The 25797-nt window shown below is 53.1% G+C and carries 27 protein-coding genes and 1 pseudogene; 11 read left to right on the top strand and 17 right to left on the bottom strand.

The features are described from left to right. Positions 1–19 precede the first annotated feature (19 nt). From ACMGGE_RS04665 to ACMGGE_RS04640, 6 genes are all read right to left on the bottom strand, one after another. Positions 20–826 (bottom strand): ABC transporter permease, encoded by an 807-nt coding sequence (locus ACMGGE_RS04665; protein ID WP_023292290.1) that lies wholly within the window; start codon positions 824–826, stop codon positions 20–22. Then, on the bottom strand, positions 816–1760 hold the full coding sequence (locus ACMGGE_RS04660) for an ABC transporter permease (RefSeq protein WP_420293416.1): 945 nt from the start codon (positions 1758–1760) through the stop codon (positions 816–818). Before ACMGGE_RS04660 ends, ACMGGE_RS04665 begins: the two co-directional genes overlap by 11 nt. 1 nt (position 1761) lies before the next feature. Then, positions 1762–2775 carry an ABC transporter ATP-binding protein gene (locus ACMGGE_RS04655; protein ID WP_420293415.1) on the bottom strand — a complete coding sequence of 338 codons (1014 nt, stop codon included), beginning with the start codon at positions 2773–2775 and terminating at the stop codon, positions 1762–1764. A 17-nt stretch (positions 2776–2792) separates the two neighbouring features. Continuing rightward, a complete protein-coding gene (gene ydcS, locus ACMGGE_RS04650) occupies positions 2793–3938 on the bottom strand; it encodes a putative ABC transporter substrate-binding protein YdcS (RefSeq protein ID WP_196364497.1) in 1146 nt (381 codons plus the stop codon). 271 nt (positions 3939–4209) lie between these two features. Continuing rightward, positions 4210–5619 carry a PLP-dependent aminotransferase family protein gene (locus ACMGGE_RS04645; protein ID WP_032674890.1) on the bottom strand — a complete coding sequence of 470 codons (1410 nt, stop codon included), beginning with the start codon at positions 5617–5619 and terminating at the stop codon, positions 4210–4212. A gap of 82 nt (positions 5620–5701) precedes the next feature. Continuing rightward, positions 5702–5890 (bottom strand): cold-shock protein, encoded by a 189-nt coding sequence (locus tag ACMGGE_RS04640; RefSeq protein ID WP_420293414.1) that lies wholly within the window; start codon positions 5888–5890, stop codon positions 5702–5704. An 826-nt stretch (positions 5891–6716) separates the two neighbouring features. Here ACMGGE_RS04640 and ACMGGE_RS04635 point away from each other — a divergent pair. The 5 genes from ACMGGE_RS04635 to hslJ all read left to right on the top strand — a co-directional run bounded on the left by ACMGGE_RS04635 (position 6717) and on the right by hslJ (position 10436). Further along, the gene (locus ACMGGE_RS04635) at positions 6717–7211 is read left to right on the top strand and encodes a DUF3828 domain-containing protein (protein WP_420293413.1); all 495 of its coding nucleotides are present in this window, start codon (positions 6717–6719) and stop codon (positions 7209–7211) included. Positions 7212–7331: 120 nt separating this feature from the next. Continuing rightward, positions 7332–8732 (top strand): cytochrome ubiquinol oxidase subunit I, encoded by a 1401-nt coding sequence (locus ACMGGE_RS04630; RefSeq protein ID WP_048029816.1) that lies wholly within the window; start codon positions 7332–7334, stop codon positions 8730–8732. Next, complete coding sequence (gene cydB, locus ACMGGE_RS04625; protein WP_048029815.1) at positions 8732–9742, top strand: cytochrome d ubiquinol oxidase subunit II; 1011 nt, start codon at positions 8732–8734, stop codon at positions 9740–9742. Before ACMGGE_RS04630 ends, cydB begins: the two co-directional genes overlap by 1 nt. Further along, positions 9742–9870 carry a DUF2474 domain-containing protein gene (locus ACMGGE_RS04620; protein ID WP_008501283.1) on the top strand — a complete coding sequence of 43 codons (129 nt, stop codon included), beginning with the start codon at positions 9742–9744 and terminating at the stop codon, positions 9868–9870. Before cydB ends, ACMGGE_RS04620 begins: the two co-directional genes overlap by 1 nt. A 128-nt stretch (positions 9871–9998) precedes the next feature. Beyond that, on the top strand, positions 9999–10436 hold the full coding sequence (gene hslJ, locus ACMGGE_RS04615) for a heat shock protein HslJ (protein ID WP_048029814.1): 438 nt from the start codon (positions 9999–10001) through the stop codon (positions 10434–10436). Here the strand turns inward: hslJ and ACMGGE_RS04610 are convergent, their stop codons facing one another. Beyond that, entirely contained in the window at positions 10437–10703 is a 267-nt protein-coding gene (locus ACMGGE_RS04610) for a DUF333 domain-containing protein (RefSeq protein ID WP_023312003.1), read from the bottom strand. It abuts the gene before it with no gap. A gap of 271 nt (positions 10704–10974) precedes the next feature. On the opposite strand from ACMGGE_RS04610, the gene nifJ reads away from it, so the two are divergent. Both nifJ and ompC read left to right on the top strand, forming a co-directional pair. Next, positions 10975–14499 carry a pyruvate:ferredoxin (flavodoxin) oxidoreductase gene (gene nifJ / locus ACMGGE_RS04605; RefSeq protein ID WP_420293412.1) on the top strand — a complete coding sequence of 1175 codons (3525 nt, stop codon included), beginning with the start codon at positions 10975–10977 and terminating at the stop codon, positions 14497–14499. 388 nt (positions 14500–14887) lie between these two features. Next, on the top strand, positions 14888–15997 hold the full coding sequence (gene ompC / locus ACMGGE_RS04600; protein WP_420293411.1) for a porin OmpC: 1110 nt from the start codon (positions 14888–14890) through the stop codon (positions 15995–15997). A 339-nt stretch (positions 15998–16336) separates the two neighbouring features. Here ompC and ACMGGE_RS04595 read toward each other — a convergent pair whose 3' ends face one another. The 8 genes from ACMGGE_RS04595 to ACMGGE_RS04560 form a co-directional block, all read right to left on the bottom strand. Continuing rightward, positions 16337–16414, bottom strand: coding sequence for a hypothetical protein (locus ACMGGE_RS04595; RefSeq protein WP_223239581.1), 78 nt, complete (start codon positions 16412–16414; stop codon positions 16337–16339). A gap of 68 nt (positions 16415–16482) precedes the next feature. Continuing rightward, positions 16483–16905 carry a GFA family protein gene (locus tag ACMGGE_RS04590; protein WP_048223456.1) on the bottom strand — a complete coding sequence of 141 codons (423 nt, stop codon included), beginning with the start codon at positions 16903–16905 and terminating at the stop codon, positions 16483–16485. A gap of 3 nt (positions 16906–16908) precedes the next feature. Further along, positions 16909–17106, bottom strand: coding sequence for a hypothetical protein (locus tag ACMGGE_RS04585; protein WP_023616678.1), 198 nt, complete (start codon positions 17104–17106; stop codon positions 16909–16911). 89 nt (positions 17107–17195) lie between these two features. Continuing rightward, the gene (locus tag ACMGGE_RS04580; protein WP_126533795.1) at positions 17196–18227 is read right to left on the bottom strand and encodes a methyltransferase; all 1032 of its coding nucleotides are present in this window, start codon (positions 18225–18227) and stop codon (positions 17196–17198) included. 258 nt (positions 18228–18485) lie between these two features. Beyond that, a complete protein-coding gene (locus ACMGGE_RS04575) occupies positions 18486–18935 on the bottom strand; it encodes a hypothetical protein (RefSeq protein ID WP_045908845.1) in 450 nt (149 codons plus the stop codon). A 152-nt stretch (positions 18936–19087) separates the two neighbouring features. After that, positions 19088–19528 (bottom strand): VOC family protein, encoded by a 441-nt coding sequence (locus tag ACMGGE_RS04570; protein WP_045908846.1) that lies wholly within the window; start codon positions 19526–19528, stop codon positions 19088–19090. Positions 19529–19600: 72 nt separating this feature from the next. Beyond that, a complete protein-coding gene (locus ACMGGE_RS04565; protein WP_252073226.1) occupies positions 19601–19945 on the bottom strand; it encodes a DUF1294 domain-containing protein in 345 nt (114 codons plus the stop codon). 441 nt (positions 19946–20386) lie between these two features. Further along, positions 20387–21910, bottom strand: coding sequence for an EAL domain-containing protein (locus ACMGGE_RS04560; RefSeq protein ID WP_420293410.1), 1524 nt, complete (start codon positions 21908–21910; stop codon positions 20387–20389). A gap of 405 nt (positions 21911–22315) precedes the next feature. On the opposite strand from ACMGGE_RS04560, the gene ACMGGE_RS04555 reads away from it, so the two are divergent. The 4 genes and pseudogenes from ACMGGE_RS04555 to ttcA all read left to right on the top strand — a co-directional run bounded on the left by ACMGGE_RS04555 (position 22316) and on the right by ttcA (position 24124). Then, positions 22316–22621, top strand: coding sequence for a hypothetical protein (locus tag ACMGGE_RS04555; protein WP_420293409.1), 306 nt, complete (start codon positions 22316–22318; stop codon positions 22619–22621). Next, positions 22615–23025 carry an ASCH domain-containing protein gene (locus ACMGGE_RS04550; protein ID WP_045908849.1) on the top strand — a complete coding sequence of 137 codons (411 nt, stop codon included), beginning with the start codon at positions 22615–22617 and terminating at the stop codon, positions 23023–23025. Before ACMGGE_RS04555 ends, ACMGGE_RS04550 begins: the two co-directional genes overlap by 7 nt. A 38-nt stretch (positions 23026–23063) precedes the next feature. Beyond that, positions 23064–23153 (top strand): annotated as a pseudogene (locus ACMGGE_RS04545) (hypothetical protein); the annotation flags it as partial. 35 nt (positions 23154–23188) lie between these two features. Further along, positions 23189–24124: a tRNA 2-thiocytidine(32) synthetase TtcA gene (gene ttcA / locus ACMGGE_RS04540; RefSeq protein WP_048029802.1), complete on the top strand. Its 936-nt coding sequence runs from the start codon at positions 23189–23191 to the stop codon at positions 24122–24124. Between the two features lie 42 nt (positions 24125–24166). Here ttcA and dbpA read toward each other — a convergent pair whose 3' ends face one another. Then, positions 24167–25540 (bottom strand): ATP-dependent RNA helicase DbpA, encoded by a 1374-nt coding sequence (dbpA, locus tag ACMGGE_RS04535; protein WP_262796312.1) that lies wholly within the window; start codon positions 25538–25540, stop codon positions 24167–24169. Positions 25541–25567: 27 nt separating this feature from the next. After that, positions 25568–25732, bottom strand: a complete 165-nt coding sequence (locus ACMGGE_RS04530; RefSeq protein WP_304665500.1) for a hypothetical protein — start codon at positions 25730–25732, stop codon at positions 25568–25570. Positions 25733–25797: the final 65 nt, after the last annotated feature.

Raw genomic sequence — 25797 nt, 5'->3', positions numbered from 1 at the left:
TTTCCTGTTGAATTCACTGTTATTTCCCGCTGCCGGCAATGTTTTCGCCGTCGCGGGTTAGCCACCAGGCTCCCAGAATGGGGATAGTTGTCACCAGCATCACCAGCAAAGCAACGACGTTGGTGACGGGCACGTCGCGCGGACGCCCGAGCTGGTTGAGCAACCACAGCGGTAACGTGCGCTCGTGTCCCGCCGTAAATGTTGTGACGATTATCTCGTCAAACGACAGGGCAAACGCCAGCATTCCCCCGGCCAGCAGCGCGGAACCCAGATTGGGCAGCACCACGTAGCGAAAGGTTTGCCACCCGTCAGCCCCGAGATCCATCGACGCTTCCACCAGGCTCCAGGAGGTGCGTCTGAACCGGGCAATCACGTTGTTAAACACCACCACCACGCAGAAGGTGGCGTGTCCGACGACGATGGTGAAAAACCCCGGCTCAAGATTGATCGTTTTGAAAGCCGTCAGCAGCGCCAGGCCGGTGATGATCCCCGGTAACGCAATCGGTAACAGCAGCAGCAGAGAGATCGCATTCTTGCCAAAAAACGCGCTTCGCCACAGCGCTGCTGCAGCAAGCGTGCCAAGCACAAGGGCAATGGCGGTGGAAAGCGCGGCAATTTGAAGTGACAACGTCACGGATTCGATAATGTCGCCGCGCCCCGCCGCCACGCTAAACCACTTCAGCGTCAGCCCCTGTGGCGGAAAGCTGAAGGCGGCGTCTTCGGTGTTGAAGGCATAGGTCGCGATAATCAGCAGCGGGAAGTGCAGGAAGATGACGCCTCCCCACGCTGCCACTTTCAGGAACAGCGGTGCGCGTTCAGAGTGCATCGAATGCTCCCAGACGTTTCACGAACGCCAGATAAAGAGAAATCAGTACAATAGGTACCAGCGTGAACGCGGCGGCCATTGGCATATTGCCGATAGCGCCCTGCTGGGAGTAGACCATGTTACCGATGAAATAGCCCGGCGGGCCGACCAGCTGAGGAACGATGAAGTCCCCCAGCGTCAGGGAAAACGTGAAAATGGACCCCGCCGCAATGCCCGGAATGGCCAGCGGCAGAACGACATAGCGGAACGTCTGACGGGGACGCGCGCCGAGGTCGGCTGAGGCCTGCAGCAGCGAGGCCGGCAGGCGCTCCAGCGCCGCCTGGACGGGCAGGATCATAAACGGCAGCCAGATGTAGACGAAGACCAGAAACCGTCCCAGCCCGGAGGTGGACAAGGTGTTACCGCCCACTGCCGGGAGCGTCAGGATCGAGGTCAGAATCGACTCCAGTCCGAGATGGCTGAGAAACCACTGCGCCACACCGTCCTTCGCCAGCAGCAGCGTCCAGGCATAGGCTTTGACGATATAGCTCGCCCACATCGGCAGCATCACGGCGATATAGAAGAAAGCCTTCCACTTGCCGCTGGTGTATCGCGCCATGTACCAGGCCATCGGGAATGCGAGGATGGCGCTGGCAATGGTCACCGCAATCGCCATCGTTAACGTGCGCAGGATGATGTCGTAGTTTGCCGGGTTGAAGAGCGCCTGAATATTCGCCAGCGTCAGATCCGGCGTGACCGCCATGGTGAAATCGTCAAAGGTGTAAAACCCCTGCCACAGCAGCGTCAGCAGCGATCCTAAATAGACGATGCCAAACCACATCAGCGGCGCAAGCAGAAGCAGGAACAGGCCGAGCGACGGTTTACGCCAGAACAGTGCGGTCATGCGGCTTAAGCGGCCGCGCGGGGCGGGAGGATGCGCGACACTCATATCCATTTCACCTCTCCTCGTGAAGGCGGATCATCGCGTCGCGTGACCATGACGCCATGACCGCCTGCCCTGGCGCAATGCCGCTCAGCGGCGAGACGTCACTGAAGTTAGCCTGACTCACCAGCAGTTTGGCGCCATTGGCGAGCTTCAGCTCCAGACGCGTGGCAGCCCCCTGATACTGAACGGCCTGCACGACGCCCTGAACCTGAACGTCACCCTGTTCATTGAGGCAAATATGTTCCGGGCGCAGGGAAAAGGTGCCCTCCATCCCGCAAAGTGTCTGCGCAAGGCCCGCATCAAAAACGTTAGAGGTGCCAACAAAGCTGGCGACAAACGGTGTGCGCGGACGCATGTAAAGATCGCGCGGGGTATCCACCTGCTCGATGCGCCCGTTATTGAACACCGCCACCCGGTCCGACATGGAAAGGGCCTCGCCCTGATCGTGGGTGACAAAAATAAAGGTGATGCCAAGTTCTTGTTGAAGCTTCTTCAGCTCGAACTGCATCTGTTCCCGCAGCTTGAGATCGAGCGCCCCTAAAGGCTCGTCCAGCAGCAGGACGCGCGGTTCATTTACCAGCGCGCGGGCGATAGCGACACGCTGACGCTGGCCGCCGGAAAGTTGCGAAGGTTTGCGGGCGATGGCAAAGCTCAGGCCCACTTTTTCCAGGGCATCACGGGCCTGGGCATGGCGTTTTTTCTTGTCGACGCCTTTGACCATCAGCCCGTAGGCAACATTGTCGAGGATCGACATATGCGGGAACAGCGCGTAGTCCTGAAACACGGTGTTCACATCCCGCTCCCAGGGGGGCAGTTCGCTCGCTTCTTTACCGAAAATAGAAATCGTCCCGCCTGACAGCTGCTCAAAACCGGCGATCAGACGCAGGCAGGTGGTTTTGCCGGAGCCCGAAGGCCCCAGCATGGAGAAAAACTCTCCGTCACGAATCGCAATGGTGACCCCATCCACCGCCCGGACGTCGCCGTACAGGCGGGAAACATTGTTAAACTCGACTGCGTACGTCATGTTCTGCTCCCGGGCAATTAACGACCGCCCATGATGGCAATGTAATCCTGCGTCCAGCGGCTGTAAGGGACAAATTTGCCGCCTTCTGCGATGGGGGTTTTCCAGAACATGATTTTGTCGAACTCGTTATAACCGTTTGTTTCGCAGCCTTTATCGCCCAGCAGCGTGCTGGCTTTACACCCTTCCGGAACCACAGGCAGGGAACCAAACCATGCTGCCAGATCGCCCTGCACTTTCGGCGTCAGCGACCAGTTCATCCATTTGTAGGCGCACATCGGGTGTTTAGCCTGCGCGTGGAGCATGGTGGTGTCCGCCCAGCCTGTCACCCCCTCTTTCGGGAAGACGGTGGCAATGGGCTGGTTCTCGGCCTTCAGCGCATTCGCCTGATACGGCCAGGCGCTGGAGGCCACGACGCCTTCGTTTTTGAAGTCGCTCATCTGGACGGTGGTGTCGTGCCAGTAGCGGTGGATCAGGGCATGCTGGTCGCGAAGCACCTTAAGCACGGCGGCATACTGTGCTTCGGTGAGCTGGTACGGGTCTTTAATACCCAGCTGCGGCTGCGTGGCTTTAACGAACAGCGCGGCATCGGCGATGTAAATCGGGCCGTCATACGCCTGCACGCGTCCCTGATTGGTTTTACCGTCCGGCAGATCCTGTTTAGTAAAGACCACGCTCCAGCTGTCCGGCGGCGTCGGGAAGGTTTTGGTGTTGTACATCAGCAGGTTTGGCCCCCACTGGTATGGTGTGCCGTAGACCTTGCCCCCGACGTTAAACCATTCCCCTTTCACAATCCGTTCGTCGAGGGTTTTCCATTTGGGGATAAGATCGGGGTTAATCGGCTGGACGCGTTTGCCCATGATCAGCCGCAGTGAGGCATCACCTGAGGCGGTCACCAGATCGTATCCCCCTTTCGCCATCAGGCTGACCATTTCATCCGACGTGGCTGCCGTTTTGACGTTGACCGCACACCCGGTCTCTTTTTCAAACTGGGTGACCCAGTCGTAGTTTTTATCCGTCTGTCCCCGCTCGATGTATCCCGGCCAGGCGATAATATCCAGTCGACCTTCCCCGTCGCCAATGGCCTTGGGGGGTTCTGCGGCTTGCGCTGTCATGATAGTCATGCCGAGCGCACACAGGCTGCTGCGGGCAAAATTTTTGCTCATAAGAGTTACTCCTGTCGCAATGAAATTTAGCGGCAGCCGTGCCGTAAAAATATCTCCCTTATTAAACGTAGACCGCGCAAATGCGCCGCACCGTACGGCTTCAGGAAATTTCATCAAGGTGTGACCGAGGGCGCATTCCCCGTTAACTGGATTATAGACAAGGAGTTAGGCGCGAGAGACGGTATGCAGATTTCCTATGACAGGTCACCACGAAATATTCGCAGTGCCGTCATCAGGATAAGAATTGATTATTTAAATAACGGAGAAAGGATTATTCCAGCATCGTGCTAATTAATTTTCCTAACTGAATGACCGCCTGCTCTTCCCGCTCTCCCCAGGCCCAGGAAGTATTAAAACGAAAGAACGGCGTCCACGCGTCAGAGGTGGAAAACATCTTTCCCGGGGCAATGCTGATGTGGTGCGTTAAGGCCTTTTCGCTCAGCAGCCCCGCATCCAGCGGTGCCGGCAGTTCCAGCCATAGAAAGTAGCCGCTGTCGTTATGGTGAATTTTGACACCGGCAGGCATATGGCGCAGAAGAGACTGCCAGGCCTGCTGCTTCCGCTCGGCCAGCGTACGCCGCAGGCGGCGCAGGTGGGCGTCATAGCGTTTGGTCGCCAGGTAATCCACCAGCGCCAGCTGCATGGGAGAACTGGTTGAGAGCGTGCTCATCAGCTGCAGCTGCTGAATGCGACGCGCGTGTTTTCCTGCCGCCACCCAGCCGATGCGAAAACCGGCCACCAGACATTTTGAAAAGGACGAGCAGTGAAGCGTCATGTCCTGACGATCCCACGCTTTCGCCGGGAGCGGCTTTTCGCGGCCAAAATATAGCTCGCTGTAGACGTCATCTTCAATCAGCGGGACGTTGTGCTGCGTTAACAGCGCGACAAGCTGCGCTTTTTTCTCCGCGCTCAGCGTGAAGCCGAGCGGGTTTTGGCTGTTGGTCATGATCCAGCAGGCTTTAACCGGGTACTCATTCAGCGCCTGTTCAAGGGCGTTGAGATCGATCCCCTCGCGGACGTCTGTCGCAATCGACAACGCTTTAAGCTTCAGGCGTTCCAGCGCCTGCAGCGCGCCGTAGAAACAGGGGTTTTCGACAATCACCCAGTCACCCGGCTCGGTCACCGCCTGCAGGCTAAGATTCAGCGCCTCGAGCGCGCCTGCGGTGATCACGATCTCTTCCGGGGAGATGTTCATCCCCTGCTGCGCGTAACGACGGGCAATGGCGTGGCGAAGATCGACGTTACCCGGCGGCAGGTTCTCAATCACGCTCATCGCCGTCGCGGTTTTACTGACGTTAGCCAGCGAGCGGTTGAGCTGCTGCAGCGGGAAAAGCCGGGGATCGGGAAACGCGGAAGCAAAGGGAACTACGGAGGGGTCGCGGCTGGCCTGTAAGACATCGAAGATATAGGTATTGATATCCACCGCTTCGTCACGCATCACCTGAGCGGGTGGCGCAGGCTGTTGTGCGGTCGGGCGCGAGGCAACGTAATAGCCCGACTGCGGTCTGGCGACGATGCGCCCCTGGCTTTCCAGCATCTGATACGCGTGGCCAACGGTCATAAAACTCATGCCGCTGCTTGCCACCTGCTCTCGCAGGGAAGGCAGCTTATCGCCCGGCAGCCATACGCCAAGCTCAATCTGCGAGATAATTTGTTGCGCCAGACGCTGGTATTTTTTCATCAGATTCTCCTTACGCCCGATAGTGTATATCAGCAGGAGAAAAAGAGAAGATTTAGCTAACTGTTATAGTCTGGAAGATGAGTTACTTACGGTATTCGGTCACATCGCTCTGAGCGGAATGCGCGGCGGCCAGGTGGTCGAGCGTGATCATCGGCGATTTGCAAAAAATGCATTTCGCGCCAAACGGGTTTTTCTCAGATACATCAAAGGCTGAGGTACGGTACTGGGAACCATGGCAGCATGGGCAGCGAAAATGGATATAAGAAGTCATAGGATTCTCCTGAAACGTTAAAACGTAAATTACTAATGGGCCGATTGGGCATAATGGTTTTAAACAAAACGAATCGGAATGTAGATAAAGACCCAAGAGAGGCTGCGGAGAGGCACAACGTGATGAGAACTGCTTTAAAAACTACGTCAGATATTTATTTGGACTCAAAACCAGAAGACCATTAACGCACGGCGCTGACGACAAAGCAAGCGGTTTAATGCGGAAAATTCATAAAAAGAATGTTTTTATTCCCTCATGCTCGTCCAGTTTTTTAAAAATTGATGTTTACAACTCTTGACCATAAATACATAACCCCATGAAATATAAATATAATATATAACATTTTTTGCCTACTCATCTCACCAACCACAGAGTATTAACAACAGGCTAATGAACACTCTGCTACTTGTCTTGCTCAAGCAGGAATTGCGCCCTTGCCTTACAGAAAGGAATTATCAATGAGTTGGAATAAAGACGCGGCTGTTTCTTACCTCCGCTCGCATGCGCTTGGACACTCTCATAACGAATGCGCGAAGTTTACACGTAGTGCCATAATCGCTGGCGGCATTACGCTTGAACGCACACATGATGCGAAGGATTATGGACCAAAACTTTTGCGTGCAGGTTTTAGGGAGGTTCCTCCCGGTTCGACGTTGCTTAGCGGAGATGTCGCTGTAATTCAGCCCTATCCAGGGGGAAATTCAAGCGGCCATATGACAATGTTCGACGGCACCCGGTGGATCTCAGATTTTAACCAGCTCAGTATGTACCCCGGGCCGGGTTACCGCCGCGCACAACCAACCTATAAGATTTACAGGATGAGTCGATGATGAGGGGGATTATAATTACTTTGCCGTTATTATTATCAGCTTGTACGTGCGTACCTCAGCAGAATGCTGCCGAACGGGCGGAAGAATTTTATTCCACATATCTGACGTTTTTTGCGGAAAGTGATGGTGAATACCCTCAGCTTAGAGAGTACGTTGCGGCAGATACACTATCCCGACTTAACGAGATAGAGTCGATTCCTGAACAGGAAATCCTGGGGTCAGATTATTTCGCTTATATTCAGGATTATGATCCCTCCTGGGTGAAGGAGCTTGAGGTTGGTGTGGCGCATCAGTTCATCAATGGCGAAGTTCTTCCTGTCAGGATTGGTATTGAGAACGGCGGGTTTCTTAATCTTAAAGTCTATATGCGTCGTGAAGACGGAAAGTGGAAAATTTACCGAGTGAGTGACGTAACCGATCGCTACGAGCACCCCATATTTAATGCTGGAGCAATTACTCGAGCAAAGTCATTAGCGGAAAGCGGACTTTAAGCACATATATAAACAATACACTGGCAAACTGTTATAGGTAAATATGCCGGGTCTGTTTCTGCAACCCAGAGCTGGCGCGGCTTAGAATGGCATCGACATAATTACATCGCGGAGTTTTGCATGTTTGGTTTAGATGCTTTTCACCTTGCGCGGATACAGTTTGCCTTTACCGTATCCTTTCACATTATTTTCCCGGCCATCACCATTGGTCTCGCAAGCTACCTTGCCGTACTCGAAGGCCTGTGGCTGAAAACAAAAAATCCGGTCTGGCGCTCGCTGTACCATTTCTGGTCGAAGATTTTTGCCGTCAACTTTGGCATGGGCGTGGTCTCCGGGCTGGTGATGGCCTACCAGTTTGGCACCAACTGGAGCGGCTTTTCACAGTTTGCGGGCAGTATTACCGGCCCGCTTCTGACCTACGAAGTGCTTACCGCCTTCTTCCTCGAAGCCGGATTCCTCGGCGTAATGCTGTTCGGCTGGAACAAAGTGGGGCCTGGGCTACACTTCTTCGCTACCTGCATGGTCGCGCTGGGGACCATCATCTCTACCTTCTGGATCCTCTCTTCAAACAGCTGGATGCAGACCCCGCAGGGCTATGAGATCGTCAACGGTCAGGTGGTGCCGGTGGACTGGTTCGCGGTGGTGTTTAACCCCTCCTTCCCTTACCGCCTGCTGCACATGTCGATAGCCGCGTTCCTGAGCAGCGCCCTGTTTGTTGGCGCATCCGCGGCATGGCATCTGCTGCGCGGGAATAATACCCCCGCCATCCGGGCAATGTTTTCGATGGCACTGTGGATGACGCTGATTGTCGCCCCCATCCAGGCCCTGGTTGGCGATATGCACGGGTTGAACACCTTAAAGCACCAACCCGCCAAGATCGCCGCCATTGAGGGCCATTGGGAAAACCCGCCGGGTGAGCCGACCCCGCTGCTGCTGTTTGGCTGGCCGGATATGGAGCAGGAGCGCACCCGCTTTGGACTGGAGATCCCCGCGCTCGGCAGCCTTATTCTGACGCACAGTCTGGATAAACAGGTTCCGGCGCTGAAAGAGTTTCCAAAGGAAGACCGCCCGAATTCCACCATCGTCTTCTGGTCGTTCCGCATTATGGCGGGCCTGGGCATGCTGATGCTGCTGCTTGGGGTAACGGCACTCTGGCTACGCTATAAAAAGCGCGTTTATTCATCGCGCCCTTTCCTGTGGTTTGCGCTGCTGATGGGGCCATCCGGGCTGATTGCCATTCTGGCCGGGTGGATCACCACTGAAGTGGGCCGCCAGCCGTGGGTGGTCTATGGGCTTCAGCGAACGAAGGATGCGGTTTCTGCCCATGGTGATTTGCATATGAGCGTGAGCCTGCTGGCCTTCTTCATCGTTTACACCTCGGTATTCGGCGTGGGTTACAGCTATATGGTGCGCCTCATCCGAAAAGGCCCGCAGCCGCATGAGTCTTTCGCCACCGAGTCCGATGGACGTCCGGCGCGCCCGCTTTCTGCCGTCACAACTGAACATAAGGAGCAGCCATAATGGGTATCGATCTTTCCATTATCTGGTTTGTGATCATCGTCTTTGCCACGCTGATGTATATCGTGATGGACGGTTTTGATCTGGGGATCGGCATTCTGTTCCCGGCCACGCAAAACGCCGACGATCGCGACGTGATGGTCAACAGCGTCGCGCCGGTCTGGGACGGGAATGAAACCTGGCTGGTGCTGGGCGGTGCCGCCCTGTTCGGCGCATTCCCGCTGGCCTATGCGGTCATCGTTGATGCCCTGACCATTCCGCTGACATTAATGCTGATCGGACTTATTTTCCGCGGGGTGGCATTTGAGTTTCGCTTTAAAGCCACGCCGGCGCACCGTCCGTTCTGGGATAAGGCGTTTATAGGTGGTTCCATTCTGGCGACGTTTACCCAGGGCGTGACGGTGGGCGCCGTCATTAACGGCTTTACCGTCACCGGCCGGGCCTATACCGGCGGCCCCTTTGACTGGTTTACCGCGTTTAACCTGTTTTGCGGCGCGGGCCTGGTGGTAGCCTACGCGCTGTTAGGCTCGACCTGGCTGGTGATGAAAAGCGAAAACGCGTTGCAACAGCGGATGCGTGAAGTATCGAAAACACTGTTAATCGTGCTGCTGGCGTTTATTGCCGCCATTAGCCTCTGGACGCCGCTGGCGCAACCGGCCATCGCCGCGCGCTGGTTTACGCTGCCGAACCTGTTTTATCTGCTGCCCGTCCCTGCTCTGGTGGTGATTTTTAGCCTGTACCAGTGGCGCTGCCTGAATAATCCAGCCAGCCATAGCCGTCCGTTTATCCTGACGCTGGGGCTGATATTCCTCGGCTTTAGCGGGCTGGGGATCAGCATCTGGCCGCATATTATTCCACCGTCGATCACCCTGTGGCAGGCCGCCGCACCGACGCAAAGCCAGGGCTTTATGCTGGTCGGCGCGCTGTTGATCATTCCCGTAATTCTGGTCTACACCTTCTGGAGTTACTACGTTTTCCGCGGCAAAGTTCAGCATGGGGAGGGTTATCACTGATGCAACAACCGGTCTGGAAAAGATTGCTGTGGCTGGCCATTATCTGGGGCGGCAGCGTACTGGCGCTGGCTGCGGTCAGTATGCTCTTCCGTATGCTGATGACGGCAGCAGGGTTTAAATCGCATTAACTTCATCCCGGGCAACCGCAGCGTTGCCCGTCTCCTTCCCCCGCACTTTCAGATAAACCCCATTAACGCACGGCAGAGTATCGTTACACTGGAAAAAGATTCACAGTATTTATAGTTTGAGAAGAAAAATGAAAAAGCTCATTGCGTTAAGTGTTATCAGTCTTGTCCTTACCGGGTGCGTTAATCCGGGTAAAGCCTCCGTTCAGCCGGAGCAACTTCAGAACCACCGCTTTGTGCTGGAAAACGTGAACGGTAAGGCGGTTAAGACCGCGACAACGCAACCTGAGATCAGTTTTAGTGCCCTGCCTGATATCAGCCTGGTGAATAACATCAGCGTTTCTGGCCAGATGTGTAACCGCTTCAACGGACAGGGGAAATTGTCCGAAGGCGAGCTTAAAGTGAAAACGCTGGCCATGACGCGCAAGCTCTGTACTGAACCGCAGCTGAATGAGCTGGATCAGGCCATCGGCGACATGCTGCGCAAAGGGGCGCAGGTCGACCTGACGGAAGACCAGTTAACGCTGGCGACAGCCGATAAAACGCTGATGTTTAAGCGTGTAGAATAATCAGTAGTTACCGCAGCTTCCAACGGCAAGCGACTGTTCACTACAGCGTTTGCCGTTTGGCAAGGCGCACATCCCAATCGCAGAACCATCAAGCTGGCGGGCAACCGACAGCGAGCCGCCAATCATCGCGCAGTTAGCCTGACCCGAGCTGGACATCGCCGCCTTCATTCCCGGCGCCACGTGGGCTGCCGTTGCCTGCTGAACGGGTTCACTGCTACATGCCGACAACAATAATGCGGCACACCCTACCCAAAATGCTGAGCGCATGCTCTCTCCCCCATGAATAATGCGAAACCTATGCATAATAGGCATCCCATCCCGTGTCGTCGAGAGCGGAAGTGCGTATTTATGCGCTCCAGAAACAATTTCTCGCAATTTTTTCGCCAAAAGTTTGATCTACTCATTGATGGCGAGAATACCGAGGACACAAAAGCGAAAATCGTAAAATCCCCCTTTTGCTAGAATACACAGATAATATTCAGGGTTTGTCGTCGTAATACAGACCCCTATTTTTTGCGCAATGTAAGGGTGTTGTCCTATGCAAACTATTGACGGTAATGGTGCAGTTGCCTCAGTCGCGTTTCGCACCAGTGAAGTTATCGCCATCTACCCGATTACGCCAAGTTCTACCATGGCTGAGCAGGCAGACGCCTGGGCGGGTAACGGGTTAAAAAACGTCTGGGGCGATGTCCCGAGAGTAGTTGAAATGCAGTCTGAAGCCGGTGCGATTGCCACGGTGCACGGCGCGCTTCAGACCGGCGCGCTTTCCACGTCGTTCACCTCTTCTCAGGGATTGTTGTTAATGATCCCGACGCTGTACAAACTCGCCGGGCAACTGACCCCCTTCGTTCTGCACGTTGCTGCGCGGACCGTTGCCACCCACGCGCTCTCTATCTTTGGCGATCACTCAGACGTGATGGCCGTACGCCAGACCGGCTGCGCGATGCTGTGCGCCAGCAGCGTTCAGGAAGCCCAGGACTTTGCTTTAATCTCGCATATCGCCACGCTCAAAAGCCGGGTGCCGTTTATTCATTTCTTTGATGGTTTCCGCACCTCTCACGAAATTAACAAAATCGTCCCGCTGGCTGACGAGACAATCCTGAATCTCCTCCCGCAGGCGGATATCGACGCGCATCGCGCCCGCGCCCTGAATCCGGAACACCCGGTGATTCGCGGCACGTCGGCGAACCCGGATACCTATTTCCAGTCCCGTGAGGCCACGAACCCGTGGTACAACGCGGTTTACGACCATGTTGAACAGGCGATGAATGACTTTGCCGCCGCGACCGGTCGGGAATACAAACCCTTTGAGTATTACGGCCATCCGCAGGCGGAACGGGTCATTGTGTTGATGGGCTCTGCCATTGGCACCTGCGAGGAAGTTGTTGACGAGCTGCTGACGCGTGGCGAAAAGGTTGGCGTGCTTAAAGTGCGTCTCTATCGGCCGTTCTCGGCGAAACATCTCCTCTCTGCTCTGCCGGAGAGCGCGCGTACCGTTGCGGTACTCGATCGCACCAAAGAGCCGGGGGCGCAGGCGGAACCACTGTATCTGGATGTGATGACGGCCCTGGCCGAAGCCTTTAATCATGGCGAACGTGAAACGCTGCCGCGCGTTATCGGCGGGCGGTATGGTTTGTCCTCCAAAGAGTTCGGACCGGACTGCGTGCTGGCGGTATTCAACGAGCTCAGCGAAGCGAAGCCCAAGCCGCGCTTTACCGTCGGCATTTATGATGATGTGACCAATCTGTCCCTGTCGTTGCCGGAAAACACCCTGCCTTCAACCGCCAAACTCGAGGCGCTGTTCTATGGTCTGGGCAGTGACGGCAGCGTCTCTGCGACCAAAAACAACATCAAAATCATCGGGAACTCCACGCCGTGGTACGCCCAGGGGTACTTCGTCTATGACTCCAAGAAAGCCGGCGGTCTGACTGTTTCCCATCTGCGGGTGAGCGAACAGCCCATCCGCTCTGCGTATCTTATTTCTCAGGCTGATTTTGTTGGCTGTCACCAGCTGCAGTTTATCGATAAATACCAGATGGCCGAGCGCCTGAAGCCTGGCGGTATTTTCCTCCTGAATACGCCATACAGCGCAGATGAGGTCTGGTCGCGCCTGCCGCAGGAAGTGCAGGCGGTGCTAAACCAGAAAAAAGCCCGTTTCTTTGTAGTGAACGCGGCGAAAATTGCCCGCGAATGTGGCCTTGCCGCGCGTATCAATACCGTTATGCAGATGGCCTTCTTCCATCTGACAAATATCCTGCCGGGCGACAGCGCGCTGGCGGAACTGCAGGGCGCGATTGCCAAAAGTTATAGCAGCAAGGGCCAGGAGCTGGTCGAACGTAACTGGCAGGCGCTGGCGCTGGCGCGCGAGTCGCTGTTTGAAGTCCCGCTGCAGCCGGTCAATGCCGCAAGCCCGAACCGCCCTCCGGTCGTGTCCGATGCGGCGCCTGAGTTCGTGAAGACCGTGACGGCGGCGATGCTGGCCGGGCTGGGTGATGCCCTGCCCGTCTCTGCGTTGCCGCCAGATGGCACCTGGCCGATGGGCACCACCCGCTGGGAAAAACGAAACATCGCCGAAGCGATCCCCATCTGGAAGGAAGAGCTGTGTACCCAGTGCAACCACTGCGTGGCGGCCTGCCCGCACTCTGCCATTCGCGCCAAAGTGGTGTCACCGGAAGAGATGGAGGCCGCGCCGGCCAGCCTGCATTCGCTGGATGTGAAATCACGCGATATGCGCGGACAGAAATACGTTCTGCAGGTCGCACCGGAAGATTGCACCGGCTGTAATCTGTGCGTCGAGGTCTGTCCGGCGAAAGACAGGCAGAACCCGGAGATCAAAGCCATCAATATGATGTCGCGTCTGGAGCATGTTGAAGAGGAGAAGGTTAATTATGACTTCTTCCTGAATCTGCCGGAAATCGATCGCAGCAAACTGGAACGCATTGATATTCGCACTTCACAGCTGATCACGCCGCTGTTTGAATACTCCGGCGCCTGCTCAGGCTGCGGTGAAACGCCGTATATCAAGCTGCTTACCCAGCTGTACGGCGACAGGATGCTGATTGCCAACGCTACCGGCTGTTCGTCTATTTATGGCGGTAACCTGCCCTCCACGCCGTACACCACTGACGCCAACGGTCGCGGTCCCGCGTGGGCAAACTCGCTGTTCGAGGACAACGCCGAATTTGGCCTGGGCTTCCGCCTGACCGTTGACCAGCACCGCGCACGCGTGATGCGCCTGCTGGAACAGTTTGCCGGGCATATCCCCGTCGGGCTCAATGACGCGCTTCACGCGGACGCGACGCCAGAGGTACGTCGTGAGCAGGTTGCTGAGCTACGTCAGGCGCTTCAGGGCGTGGCGGGCGCTGAACAGCTGCTGACCGACGCGGACGCGCTGGTTGAAAAATCAATCTGGCTGATTGGCGGTGACGGCTGGGCTTACGATATCGGCTTCGGTGGACTGGATCACGTGTTGAGTCTGACCGAAAACGTCAATATCCTGGTTCTGGATACGCAGTGTTATTCCAATACCGGTGGCCAGGCGTCGAAAGCGACGCCGCTTGGCGCAGTCACGAAATTCGGTGAACACGGCAAACGCAAGGCACGTAAAGATCTCGGCGTGAGCATGATGATGTACGGTCACGTTTACGTCGCACAAATCTCGCTCGGTGCACAGCTTAACCAGACGGTGAAGGCTATTCAGGAAGCGGAAGCGTATCCAGGCCCGTCGCTGATCATTGCCTACAGCCCGTGTGAAGAGCATGGCTACGACCTGGCACTCAGCCACGATCAAATGCGACAGCTGACCGCGACTGGCTTCTGGCCGCTGTACCGGTTCGACCCGCGCCGTGCGGACGAAGGTAAGTTACCGCTGGCGCTGGACTCTCGTCCACCGTCAGATGCCCTGGCCGAGACGTTAATGCAGGAACAGCGCTTCCGTCGCCTTAACGCGCAGCAACCGGAAGTGGCCGAACAGCTATGGAAAGACGCCGCGGCCGATCTGCAAAAACGGTATGACTTCCTGGCGCAGCTGGCGGGTAAAGCCGAAAAATCGACCAGCGACTAGTTTCTCAGCCCGGCGTGTCCGGGCTTTTTTTTGCCATAAAAAAACCCGGTGTATTCACACCGGGCGAATCCAGATAATCATTAAATATCTATTTAGTTTCCTAAATAATATTCACGCGAATTATGGATAAATAATCTTAAAGGCATATAACACCGCCAAGAATAGCTTACTTAACGCCTGATTAATAATTTTAATTTTATATACTTTGCATTAAGACATTCATCAAACCAATGACTATTACCGTTGATTTATTCGGTTTAGATTTTACTTAGTTCGTAACAATTATAATTTATTACTCTTACTCAGGAGTGATTTAGCATGAGACAACTTTCTCATTCAGGAAGTTCAACAGGTAATTAAATAAAAACAACCGCAAAGGAATATCATAATGCAAAGAAAAGTACTGGCCCTGATGATTCCGGCTCTGTTAATGGCTGGCGCAACTCATGCAGCAGAGATTTATAATAAAGACGGCAACAAATTAGATCTGTACGGAAAAGTAGATGGTCTGCACTATTTCTCCGACGATAAAGGCGCTGACGGGGATCAAACCTACATGCGTCTGGGCTTCAAAGGCGAAACCCAGATCAACGACATGATGACCGGCTACGCGCAGTGGGAATACAACATTCAGGCTAATAACACCGAAGGGTCTGATAACCAGTCCTGGACACGTCTGGCCTTCGCCGGTATCAAAGTGGGTGATTATGGCTCCTTCGATTACGGTCGTAACTACGGTGTTCTGTACGACGTGGAAGGCTGGACCGATATGCTGCCTGAGTTCGGCGGGGACTCCTACACCAAAGCCGACAACTTCATGACCGGCCGTGCCAACGGCGTGGCCACCTACCGTAACACCGACTTCTATGGTTTGGTGCAGGGTCTGAACTTTGCGCTGCAGTATCAGGGCAAGAATGAAGATGCCAGCAACAATCAGGAAGGCACCAACAACGGTCGCGACACGCGTCACGAGAACGGTGACGGCTTCGGTATCTCTACCACCTATGACTTCGGCATGGGGATTACCGCAGGTGTAGCCTATACCTCTTCTGACCGTACCAACGAGCAGGTGATGAATACCACTGCGGGCGGCGATAAAGCGGATGCATGGACTGCGGGCCTGAAATATGACGCCAATAACATCTATCTGGCAGCCATGTACTCTGAAACCCGCAATATGACGCCTTACGGTGATAATACCGACGCCGTGGCCAACAAAACCCAGAACTTCGAAGTGACCGCACAGTACCAGTTCGACTTCGGCCTGCGTCCGTCTCTTTCCTACCTGCAGTCTAAAGGTAAGGACCTCGGCAACGGCCAGGGCGACCAGGATCTGGTTAAATACGCTGACATCGGCGCGACCTACTACTTCAACAAAAACATGTCCACCTACGTTGATTACAAAATCAACCTGCTGGATGAAGATGACAGCTTCTACAAAAACAACGGCATCGGCACGGATGATGTCGTGGCACTGGGCCTGGTTTACCAGTTCTGATTGCCAGAGCCCGCATGATGATGCGGGCTCACCCCCTTTTTTGAAGCTCGTCACAAAAAACAGGTTCTGGAATCGTGTGGTTGAGGGGAAGTTGAGGGAAAGCTGGTTAAACTCAGACGATAACCTTTTCATCACCAGGGATAACAGCGTTGTTTGGTCGTGTATCCGTTGCCGTACTTACTCTTTTAGCGCTTATCTGGATGGCATTAATTTTTGATTTTGCTGATATTGTCGGACATCTTGGCGCGGTGTTGAACCACCTCGATGGTGGTTAATATTGCTCCCGCGGAAATAAAAAGCCACCAGCAGTGCCGGTGGCGGGTAAACGCGCAGTTCGCGTTATTTTTTCACGGGTTGAGGCTTTTTATCGCCTGATTCAGGGGCCTCACGCGGATCGTCTTTTTCAACACAGAGCATAGTTTCTCCTGTTTCAGATAACCACCCTCCACTATAACCAGGCTGATTACAGAGTGGCCAGGCGGCAATTACGCCTCAACTGTCCCTTTCTTGCGAAAAGAGAGGTAGCCAAACACCCCGCTGTCTCCATCCGCGGGATGGTTAACCCCATCCATCACCGTCACTTCAGGGAAATCGAACGGTGAGACGTTTTCAAAGCAGGCAACGTTCACGCCGTATTCGTTTGGATTGGAACGCCGCTGATGGAACGTGTAGATCCCGCACACCGAGCAGAAGAAGTGCCGTGCCGTCCCCGTGTTAAAGCGGTACTCCGTGAGCTTATCCTCACCTTTGGTCACGGTAATCCCTGACAGCGGCGCAGAGACGACGACCGCGCCCCGCATGCGACAAAAGGAACAGCTGCAGCGCCGCGCGGTATTCAGGCCATCTGTGAGCGCAACGGTAAAGGCCACCGCACCGCAATGGCACTGCGCATTACGACATTCAGCCATAGGCTATACCCCTTTTCTCACCAGCTCGGCGGCCTTGACGAAAACCTCGTCTTCTACACCATCGCCTTTTTGCCTGCCGAGCCTGACCAGTTCATCGACAATACTGTTGCGATGGATCGGTTTCTGCGCTGAAACCAGCCCAATGACGGCGGCCCCAATCGCCAGCCCCACTAAACCTGTTTGTTCGTCTTTGTTCATCATGCTCATGCTCCTGATACAACAGACAAGCGTAGCAGGAATCCGGTAAAACGGAATGAGGACACTCGCTTTGTGAATATAATTTACGTAGTTCAGACAGGTACGACTTCTAAAATCGACAGATACGAACGAGTGTCTATTATACTGTTTAGCTTCAGACTGGTCTTTTCAAACAAGGTCTGATACTCAGACTCCGTTCTTGCCCGCCCTCCATCAAAGCTTGTTAAAAGAAGAAGGTCAATTTCAAATCGTCCCTGCTCATTATTTTCTTTTTTTATAAGTGGTTCAAAAATTAATAATCGGGAATTTTCTTTCATTGCATTTCTACACGATTGAAGTATCTGAACCGCTTTCTCATCAGGCCAGTCCATCAAAATATATTTAAGCAGGTAAATATCCGCTACAGGACAGGCTTCAAAAAAGTCACCCTCAACTGCCTTCCATCGACGATTGTCATTTAACAGGTACAGTCGATTCCGCTCAAGCACGTCTTTTTGATCGAACAGGATCCCTGTTAAGGTCGGATTTCGGCGTAAAACAGCCAGCAATAAATTACCCAGCCCACCGGCAATATCGGCAACGATAGCATTTTGAGGAAACGAATAGCTATCGGCGATGACTTCATTCTCTACGGATGACATAGAGGCCATACCCGCATGAAAAATGTTGCTGTCAGTCATCGTGTCATCATGCTGCCAGTAGTCGTAAAAAGGCTTGCCAAACAAATCATTAAAAACAGGTTTGCCTTGCAATATCTCATCCATTTTAGCCGCTGGCTGCCAGAATGTTGGGTCTGTCAGCATGAGCACCGCCGCACGCAATGAAAATTCATGCTCAGAACACAGGAACTGTGCTGAATGGCTAAGGCTGTATTCAGCTTCGGACAGTTCGTTGAACACTCCACGAGAGGATAATACGCGCATGATCCGATGAAGATAGTCGCCATCGACATTCAGCTCCTCCGCCAGTTGCGTAACGGATTTTTTTCCTTCAACCAGACGATCTGCAACGCCTAATACTGCGACAGCCCGAAGTGCTGCCTGCCAGACAAAACCCATGCTTTGCTCTAACAAACACATTCCTTCTTTACGGCTTAGCAAATCCAGACTATTAGGATGTGACATTTTCTGCTCCTTACCAATAAAGATGTGCTGAACAACTAAAACGCCGTTAGCAAGCGTAAGTCTGGTAGCGAGCTTTATCCATAATGTCAGTAAGGATTATTTGTGCGGTTTCGTACCGTTTAGCATACAGTCCATTTCAATACGTAAAAAAACAGGGCCACTTACTCCATATTTTGATTAATAACACCATGACACTATTCTTTCATAAATGATTACCATGATAGAAATAATACCTGTCGTGAGACAGACATTTCATCGTTAGAATCTCGGTGCCAGCCCGTATTTTGGCGTTTTGATATTTGCCGCCCAAATTTTGATATCGTTTTGCAGGAGAATAGTGAAATCAGATTTTAAATGCGTCACAATGCCATTGACGCTGTCCGCATCCACAACTGAAAAATGTTCAATTCTGTTTTTCCCTATCTGAACACAATGATATTTGGAGGGAAGCACTTTACCATTCACATTGAGTGGCAGCTTATTCTCACCACAGCGCCCTTCCGTAATATATGACACCAGCAAATTAGCGGATTTCCTCCCAGGCTGGGATACGCTCACCATGACGGGATAACCTTCCGAGGTCTGCGTCATATCATAAAGCACCGCATTTTTCATATACCAGGTATTATATTCCCGCTCCTGAAAAGCGGACCAGGCAGGCGCAGAAAAAAGCGCCAGCACTGCCAGCGTAATAGAGACTATTTTCATGGGATGTTATCGTCCGTGGTGTTGCACGTATTATTCAGATTGTGCAAAAAACAGCAACAACTTAAGAATAGTCCTACTACTATTGGCAGTGATGGAGGATCAATTAACGACGCGCGACGCGGTCTGTTTCCTGTTGCTAACGTATCTTCGCTTTATTTATTCCGACTGGCCGTTCGGATCGCTTCCAGACCGACGCGCTGTCCGAATGACAGCTCTAACGTATTTCCATCGGGATCGGCAAAAAAGACATAGTATCCGACGGGATCGCCTACATTCTCAGGCGCTTTCCTTAGCACACCTTCAGCGGTGGCCATCGCGGTTTTTCTGTCAATTTCTTCGCGGGTCGCACAGGCAATTCCCAGATGCCCGAAACTGCCCAGCGGCGTATCGGTCACGGTATCGGCCTGTACCAGAACCAGTGCAAAAGGACGGGTATGGTCGCTAAGCCATGCGACTTTTCTTGCATCAGGCATGTCGGGTTCACGTAAATGAATGACCTCCATACCGGCATAGCGACGATAAAAGGCAATACTCTTTTCCAGGTCCCTGACCATAAACGCGACATGAGTGAAACCTACATCAATGTCTTTCATTTTAAGATGTTACTCCTTTATCAACGTGGTGCTGACATCTTAAAAGCTCAAGTTAACTTGATGTCAATACGCTCATAAAGAAGAAACAGGCGAGAAATGGTAAACCGCCGCCATCACGGCAATGCTAACGACAATGCTTAAGAAAAAGTAGGTTTTAAAGGGCTGCTTTTGTGTTTTATGGCGAAAGAGCTGCTGGCCCACAATCGCGCCAGGCCAGCCGCCGGTTACGCCAAATACCAGCAGCGTGGCTTCCGGTACCCTGCGCATACCCTTACGCGCTGCCCGTTTATCGGCGCCATACATAGCCATCGTCAGCACATTGATCAGCAGAAACCACATAGCCAAAGGGTTAGAGGCAAAAAGGCTGCCGATTGCAGCAAAGATCAGGAGTAAATAAAAAAAGCGATTGAGGGTCATAGCACCAACCACCGGGTTGTTTAGCAATTACGAAGCCGCATTATACCCTATCTTGCTGACGCATCTTCAAGCCAGGTTAATATGTAAGCATGACTGCATCGTCATTTCGCAGTCAGCATTTTTTTCTTAAAAAATTATACGGAAACGCCTAACGTCCAAAACCCACCGCCAGAGCAGTTGCTTAACAAGTTAAACATGATTGCATCTATTATTCAGCCGTGAAGGCGGTAATATTGACCAGGATCAACTTTAAAATTTTACCTTAGACTCTTCATTCTTTTTTTTAGTATGTAATCTCTACAGCAAAGGTTGAAAACAATTAAATTGACCACAAAGCACTCAGATAACAAAATAGCACCGTAGTTAAAACAATAACGGTCTGCATTTTATTTGGGGGATGATGCCCCCCTTTTTTTCTTTATCGCAATTCCGGGGAAAACGTCACCCCACCCTCACTTTAACCTTTGGCTTCGACAAAAGGATTTTTATCAACTCCTTAAAAGGAACAGGTTTGTAGAAGAAGTAGCCCTGTAAAAACGTGATGTTATTGCGGATGAGATAATCAAGCTGTTGCTGGGTTTCAACCCCTTCCGCCACAATACGGATTGACAGTTTTTTTGCCAGTTCCAGTACCGAATCCAGGATCAGGGTGGAATCCTCATTGGCATTCACTCTGGCAACAAAGCTTTGGTCGATTTTGATGTAATCAATGTGCAGGTCCTGCAGGTAGGACAGGCCAGAATAGCCCGTTCCAAAATCATCCAGCGCGATTGCAAATCCATTGTTATGCAGCTCATTCAGGGTCTTAACGAGATGTTCATCTACGTGGAGGGGCTCGCGCTCGGTCACCTCAACGACAAGGTTAAGATCCTGTTGCACAAAGCTGCGCTTGTAATTCAGGCACTCTTCAAAAAAGGTAGAGGCCACGATATGAGACGCACTGAAGTTAATTCCTACATGGAATCCTTCCGGCAGCAGCGAAGAAATTGAATTCATCTGCATTGCAACCTGACGCATTAAGCTTTGGGTTAATGGAATAATTAACCCTGATTTTTCAGCAAGCGGAATAAACGACGCGGGAGAAATAAACCCGGATTGCGGATGCTTCCATCTGGCCAGCACCTCGACACCGCGCAAGGTGCCCTCTTTTCCGCTCACGACGGGTTGGTAATAGGGAATAATTTCATTTCTGTAGATGGCAGTGCGCAGTGAATCTTCAGGCGATATATCCTTAGAGAGATAGCGTTGCAGAAGATAAGCAGGAAGAGAGGAAATGAGCAGCAGAAATAACAGCACCCCACCGGCCTGGTCGAATAATCTCGTCAGGCTAAAAAGAGGCGGAGCGTTAAATTGAATCGCGAAGGGATAATCAGCGTCTTTTACCGTCAGTACATCTTTGTTTGCATGGGGTGCCGTCAACACATCGCCGGATTGGCCTAAACGACGATTGCCGACTTGCAGTGAATACGCCACGCCACGTAATGGCATATTCAGCGCATCCCGGATATGGCTGTCGCTGATGCTCACCATGATTCGGCTTCCGGCATGGTTTGTCTGGTATAAGAGAACCGGCAGGCCGTTGACCGTACTTTTCGATGGAACAAGTAGCAATGATGCCTGAGGCAGCGCTGAGCCGTTAACCAGCAACACGCGATTTCCCGGTAAAGAGGAGCACCAGACCGCATCTTGTTTCAGAATAACGATCGTTCTCAGATGGGGTTGTAATGCCGCTTCAGTACCGAGCCGATACTGCCCTTCAGCATCACACTCATTCTCAGCAAGCTGCATTGCTATCAGGGTCGCATGACGAGCTTCTTTAAGAATGACGTTCATGTTTCGCACGACATAGTGCGCTCCTGCAAGGCTGTCAGCCCGTGCAGAATACCAAACCTGTAAATTGATGATAAAAACGCCCAGCATAAAAATTGCCGTGGCTGCAGCTAAGGAGATAGGTGCATGGCGCATTCAGGATTCTCGACTCGAGTGACGTTGCCGCTTCGGTGATGCTGAAGTGATTGAATTGTCTTCGTCTTAAGCATGGTTGATAAAGAAAGAAATACCATGTCATGCGTCAGAAATTTTCCCGCAAACCAGCCTCCATCTTTGCACCTTCTAAAATGGGGAAATAAAAAGGCCGCCGAACGGCAGCCCTGGTTGATACGTGCTTATTAGTACTGCTTTATTGTCTTGACCGGCGTTCTTTCTGACCAGTCAGGCCGCTCGCCTGCCATGATTGCACGTTGTTGTGATGGCGTCACAGACTGCGTTATATCAGGCATCGACTTGTATTCAGGTTGCTGAGGTGGGCTGAGAACCAGATCGGAGCTACAGCCTGACAGTAGCAACGCCACCAGTAGCGATGAATTAAGCTTGAACACGTTAACCCCTTCCAATGGGATAAAAGTTACAGAAAAAGCGTGGTGTCGGTTCTATCCCGGTGACTTTTCTTTGTTATACAACATCACTCGGCTGGCTACCGGCCATAGATTCACCACACAGATAACCCCACAAGGATATATTTACTCGGGCAATAAGCGCAACGCCGTGTTTTCATGCACACCACCAGTGAAAAAAGGTGTCAGGAAAGCAGAGTACGCTTCTGGTATCGACGATGTTTATGCTAAAACCGCTGGTATGTTTCTTTTGATAAAAGCTATGAGGGAAGTTGAATGGTGACGGTTGAGGAATTAAAAATGAAATACCCGGGCGCACAGGCCTGGCAAATGGGTGACAGCCCGGCACTGGCGAACGAACTAGCGGACCTGATTAAAAAAGGGCTCAAAACGGCCACCTGCGGATCTTTTGCCTCGTACTCGCAGGATGTGTCTGCTCCACGGATAGGAAGCTACAACATAATCCTTGATGGTCAGAATGTCCCGGTCTGTGTGATCCGGCTGGTTTCCATGCGACTGGTGCGTTTTTGCGATGTTAATGAGGAATTCGCTCGTAAAGAGGGTGAAGGTGATTTAAGCCTTGAATACTGGCAGACAGAGCATCAGCGATTTTTCTTCCGCGAAGGCCATTTTTCTGAAGATATGGAACTGGTCGCAGAAGAATTTGAATTGGTTGAGGTGCTGTAAGCGGAGATAAAGTGGCAGAGGTGTATCTGTTACTTAGCTACCCTTTATCACGTATCGGCGCCAGATTTCACGCAGCAGTAAAACGTGCTGGCATTCGCCGCCGGAATCCGTACCATACGCGGCATACAATTTTTGCCCCTGCTGGCTCCGAAGGTAGTACTCAATGCAAGAGAATCAAGAGATTAACAAAAAAGAGCAATACAACCTGAACAAACTGCAAAAGCGACTGCGCCGTAACGTGGGCGAAGCCATTGCAGACTTCAACATGATTGAAGAAGGCGACCGCATTATGGTTTGCCTGTCAGGGGGTAAAGACAGCTACACCATGCTGGAGATCCTGCGTAATCTTCAGCAAAGTGCGCCGGTGAAATTTTCCCTGGTGGCGGTCAACCTTGACCAGAAACAGCCGGGTTTCCCGGAACACATTCTGCCGGAATACCTCGAGAAGCTGGGCGTTGAGTACAAAATCGTCGAAGAAAATACCTACGGTATTGTGAAAGAGAAGATCCCGGAAGGGAAAACCACCTGCTCTCTGTGCTCTCGTCTGCGCCGCGGCATTCTTTATCGTACCGCGACGGAGCTGGGCGCGACCAAAATTGCCCTGGGCCATCACCGCGACGATATCCTGCAAACGCTGTTCCTCAATATGTTCTACGGCGGCAAGATGAAAGGTATGCCACCTAAGCTGATGAGTGATGACGGTAAACATATTGTGATCCGCCCGCTTGCCTACTGCCGTGAAAAAGACATTGAGCGTTTCTCTCAGGCGAAAGGGTTCCCGATCATTCCATGTAACCTCTGCGGCTCTCAGCCGAACCTGCAGCGTCAGGTGATTGGCGACATGCTGCGCGACTGGGATAAGCGCTATCCGGGTCGTATCGAAACCATGTTCAGCGCCATGCAGAACGTCGTCCCTTCCCATCTCGCGGATGTGGAACTGTTCGACTTTAAAGGCATCAACCATGACTCAGACGTGGTGAATGGCGGCGATCTGGCGTTTGACCGGGAAGAGATCCCGATGCAGCCAGCAGGCTGGCAGCCGGAAGACGATGACAATCAGTTTGAAGAGTTGCGTCTGAACGTGCTTGAAGTGAAGTAAGCGGTTAGCGTCTCAGAAACACCTTCTGAGACGCTTCATGCTTTATTTCAGCAGGCGTACGCGGCAGGTTTTACCCTTAATTTTCCCGTTTTGCAGCTGCTTCCATGCCTTATGGGCAACCGCCTGGCGAACCGCCACATAGACATGCGCCGGATGGACAGCAATCTTACCGATATCCGCCCCGTCCAGCCCCACATCCCCGGTCAGTGCACCGAGTACATCACCAGGACGCATCTTGGCTTTTTTACCGCCATCAATGCACAGGGTCGCCATTTCGGCCTCCAGCGGCACAAGGCTGACGCCGGCTGGGGGATTCATCCAGTTCAGCTTAATCTGCAGCATTTCAGAGAGAATATTGGCGCGCTGCGCCTCTTCAGGTGCGCAGAAGCTGATCGCCAGACCGCTGTTTCCTGCGCGCGCGGTACGGCCAATACGGTGCACGTGTACTTCCGGATCCCACGCCAGCTCAAAGTTCACCACCAGCTCAAGCGATTTAATATCCAGACCGCGCGCAGCAACGTCGGTCGCAACCAGCACGCGGGCGCTGCCATTCGCGAAACGGACCAGCGTCTGATCGCGATCGCGCTGTTCCAGATCGCCATGCAGCGACAGCGCGCTCTGCCCGGCGGCATTCAGGGCATCACAAACAGACTGACAGTCTTTTCTGGTATTACAGAACACCACGCAGGAGGCAGGCTGATGCTGGCTCAGCAATTTCTGCAGGAGCGGTATCTTCCCCTGCTGCGAGGTTTCAAAGAACTGCTGTTCGATCGCGGGCAGCGCATCTACGCTGTCAATTTCAATGGTAAGGGGATTTTTCTGCACGCGGCCGCTGATGGCGGCAATGGCTTCAGGCCAGGTTGCGGAGAACAGCAGCGTCTGGCGATCGGCCGGTGCAAAACGGATCACCTCGTCAATGGCATCGCTGAAACCCATGTCCAGCATGCGATCGGCCTCATCCATGACCAGCGTTTGTAGCGCATCCAGCGAGACGGTGCCCTTCTGCAGATGATCGAGAAGACGGCCAGGCGTCGCGACGATAATGTGCGGGGCATGCTGGAGTGAATCACGCTGGGCGCCGAACGGCTGCCCGCCGCAGAGGGTTAAGATCTTGGTATTGGGCAGGAAACGCGCCAGGCGACGCAGTTCACCCGCGACCTGGTCTGCCAGTTCGCGGGTCGGACACAGCACCAGAGACTGGGTCTGAAAAAGCGCCGCATCGATATGCTGCAACAGGCCAAGGCCAAATGCCGCCGTTTTTCCACTGCCCGTTTTCGCCTGCACGCGCACGTCACGGCCCTCGAGAATGGCAGGTAAGGCGGCCGCCTGAACAGGCGTCATCGTGAGGTATCCCAACTCGTTGAGATTATCGAGTTGGGCGGCGGGCAGAACATTCAGGGTAGAAAAAGCGGTCACTGTAGTCTCTCGTGGTGATCTTTGCAGTCAGATGGCGCGTATCCTCGCAGATCTCGCGGTTCGATGCGACAATTTAATCGGTTCTTCATCGGGCGGCGGGTCCGGCATCGGCTGCGGACGCGGGATGGGATCGGGCATGGGTACCGGATCGCTGGGGATAGGATCGGACTGACGCGATTGTGGCAGTAGCAGAGCGTTAAGGATGCTCATCATTCCCTCCAGAATTTGCTGTCGTCCCTTTTAGGGTAGACGCTGAG

Source organism: Enterobacter sp. BNK-22 (genome assembly GCF_048684805.1).
Taxonomy (GTDB): Bacteria; Pseudomonadota; Gammaproteobacteria; order Enterobacterales; family Enterobacteriaceae; genus Enterobacter; species Enterobacter quasiroggenkampii.
The sequence above is the reverse complement of the archived record's forward strand: the minus strand, read 5'-3'. Positions and strand labels throughout refer to the sequence as shown.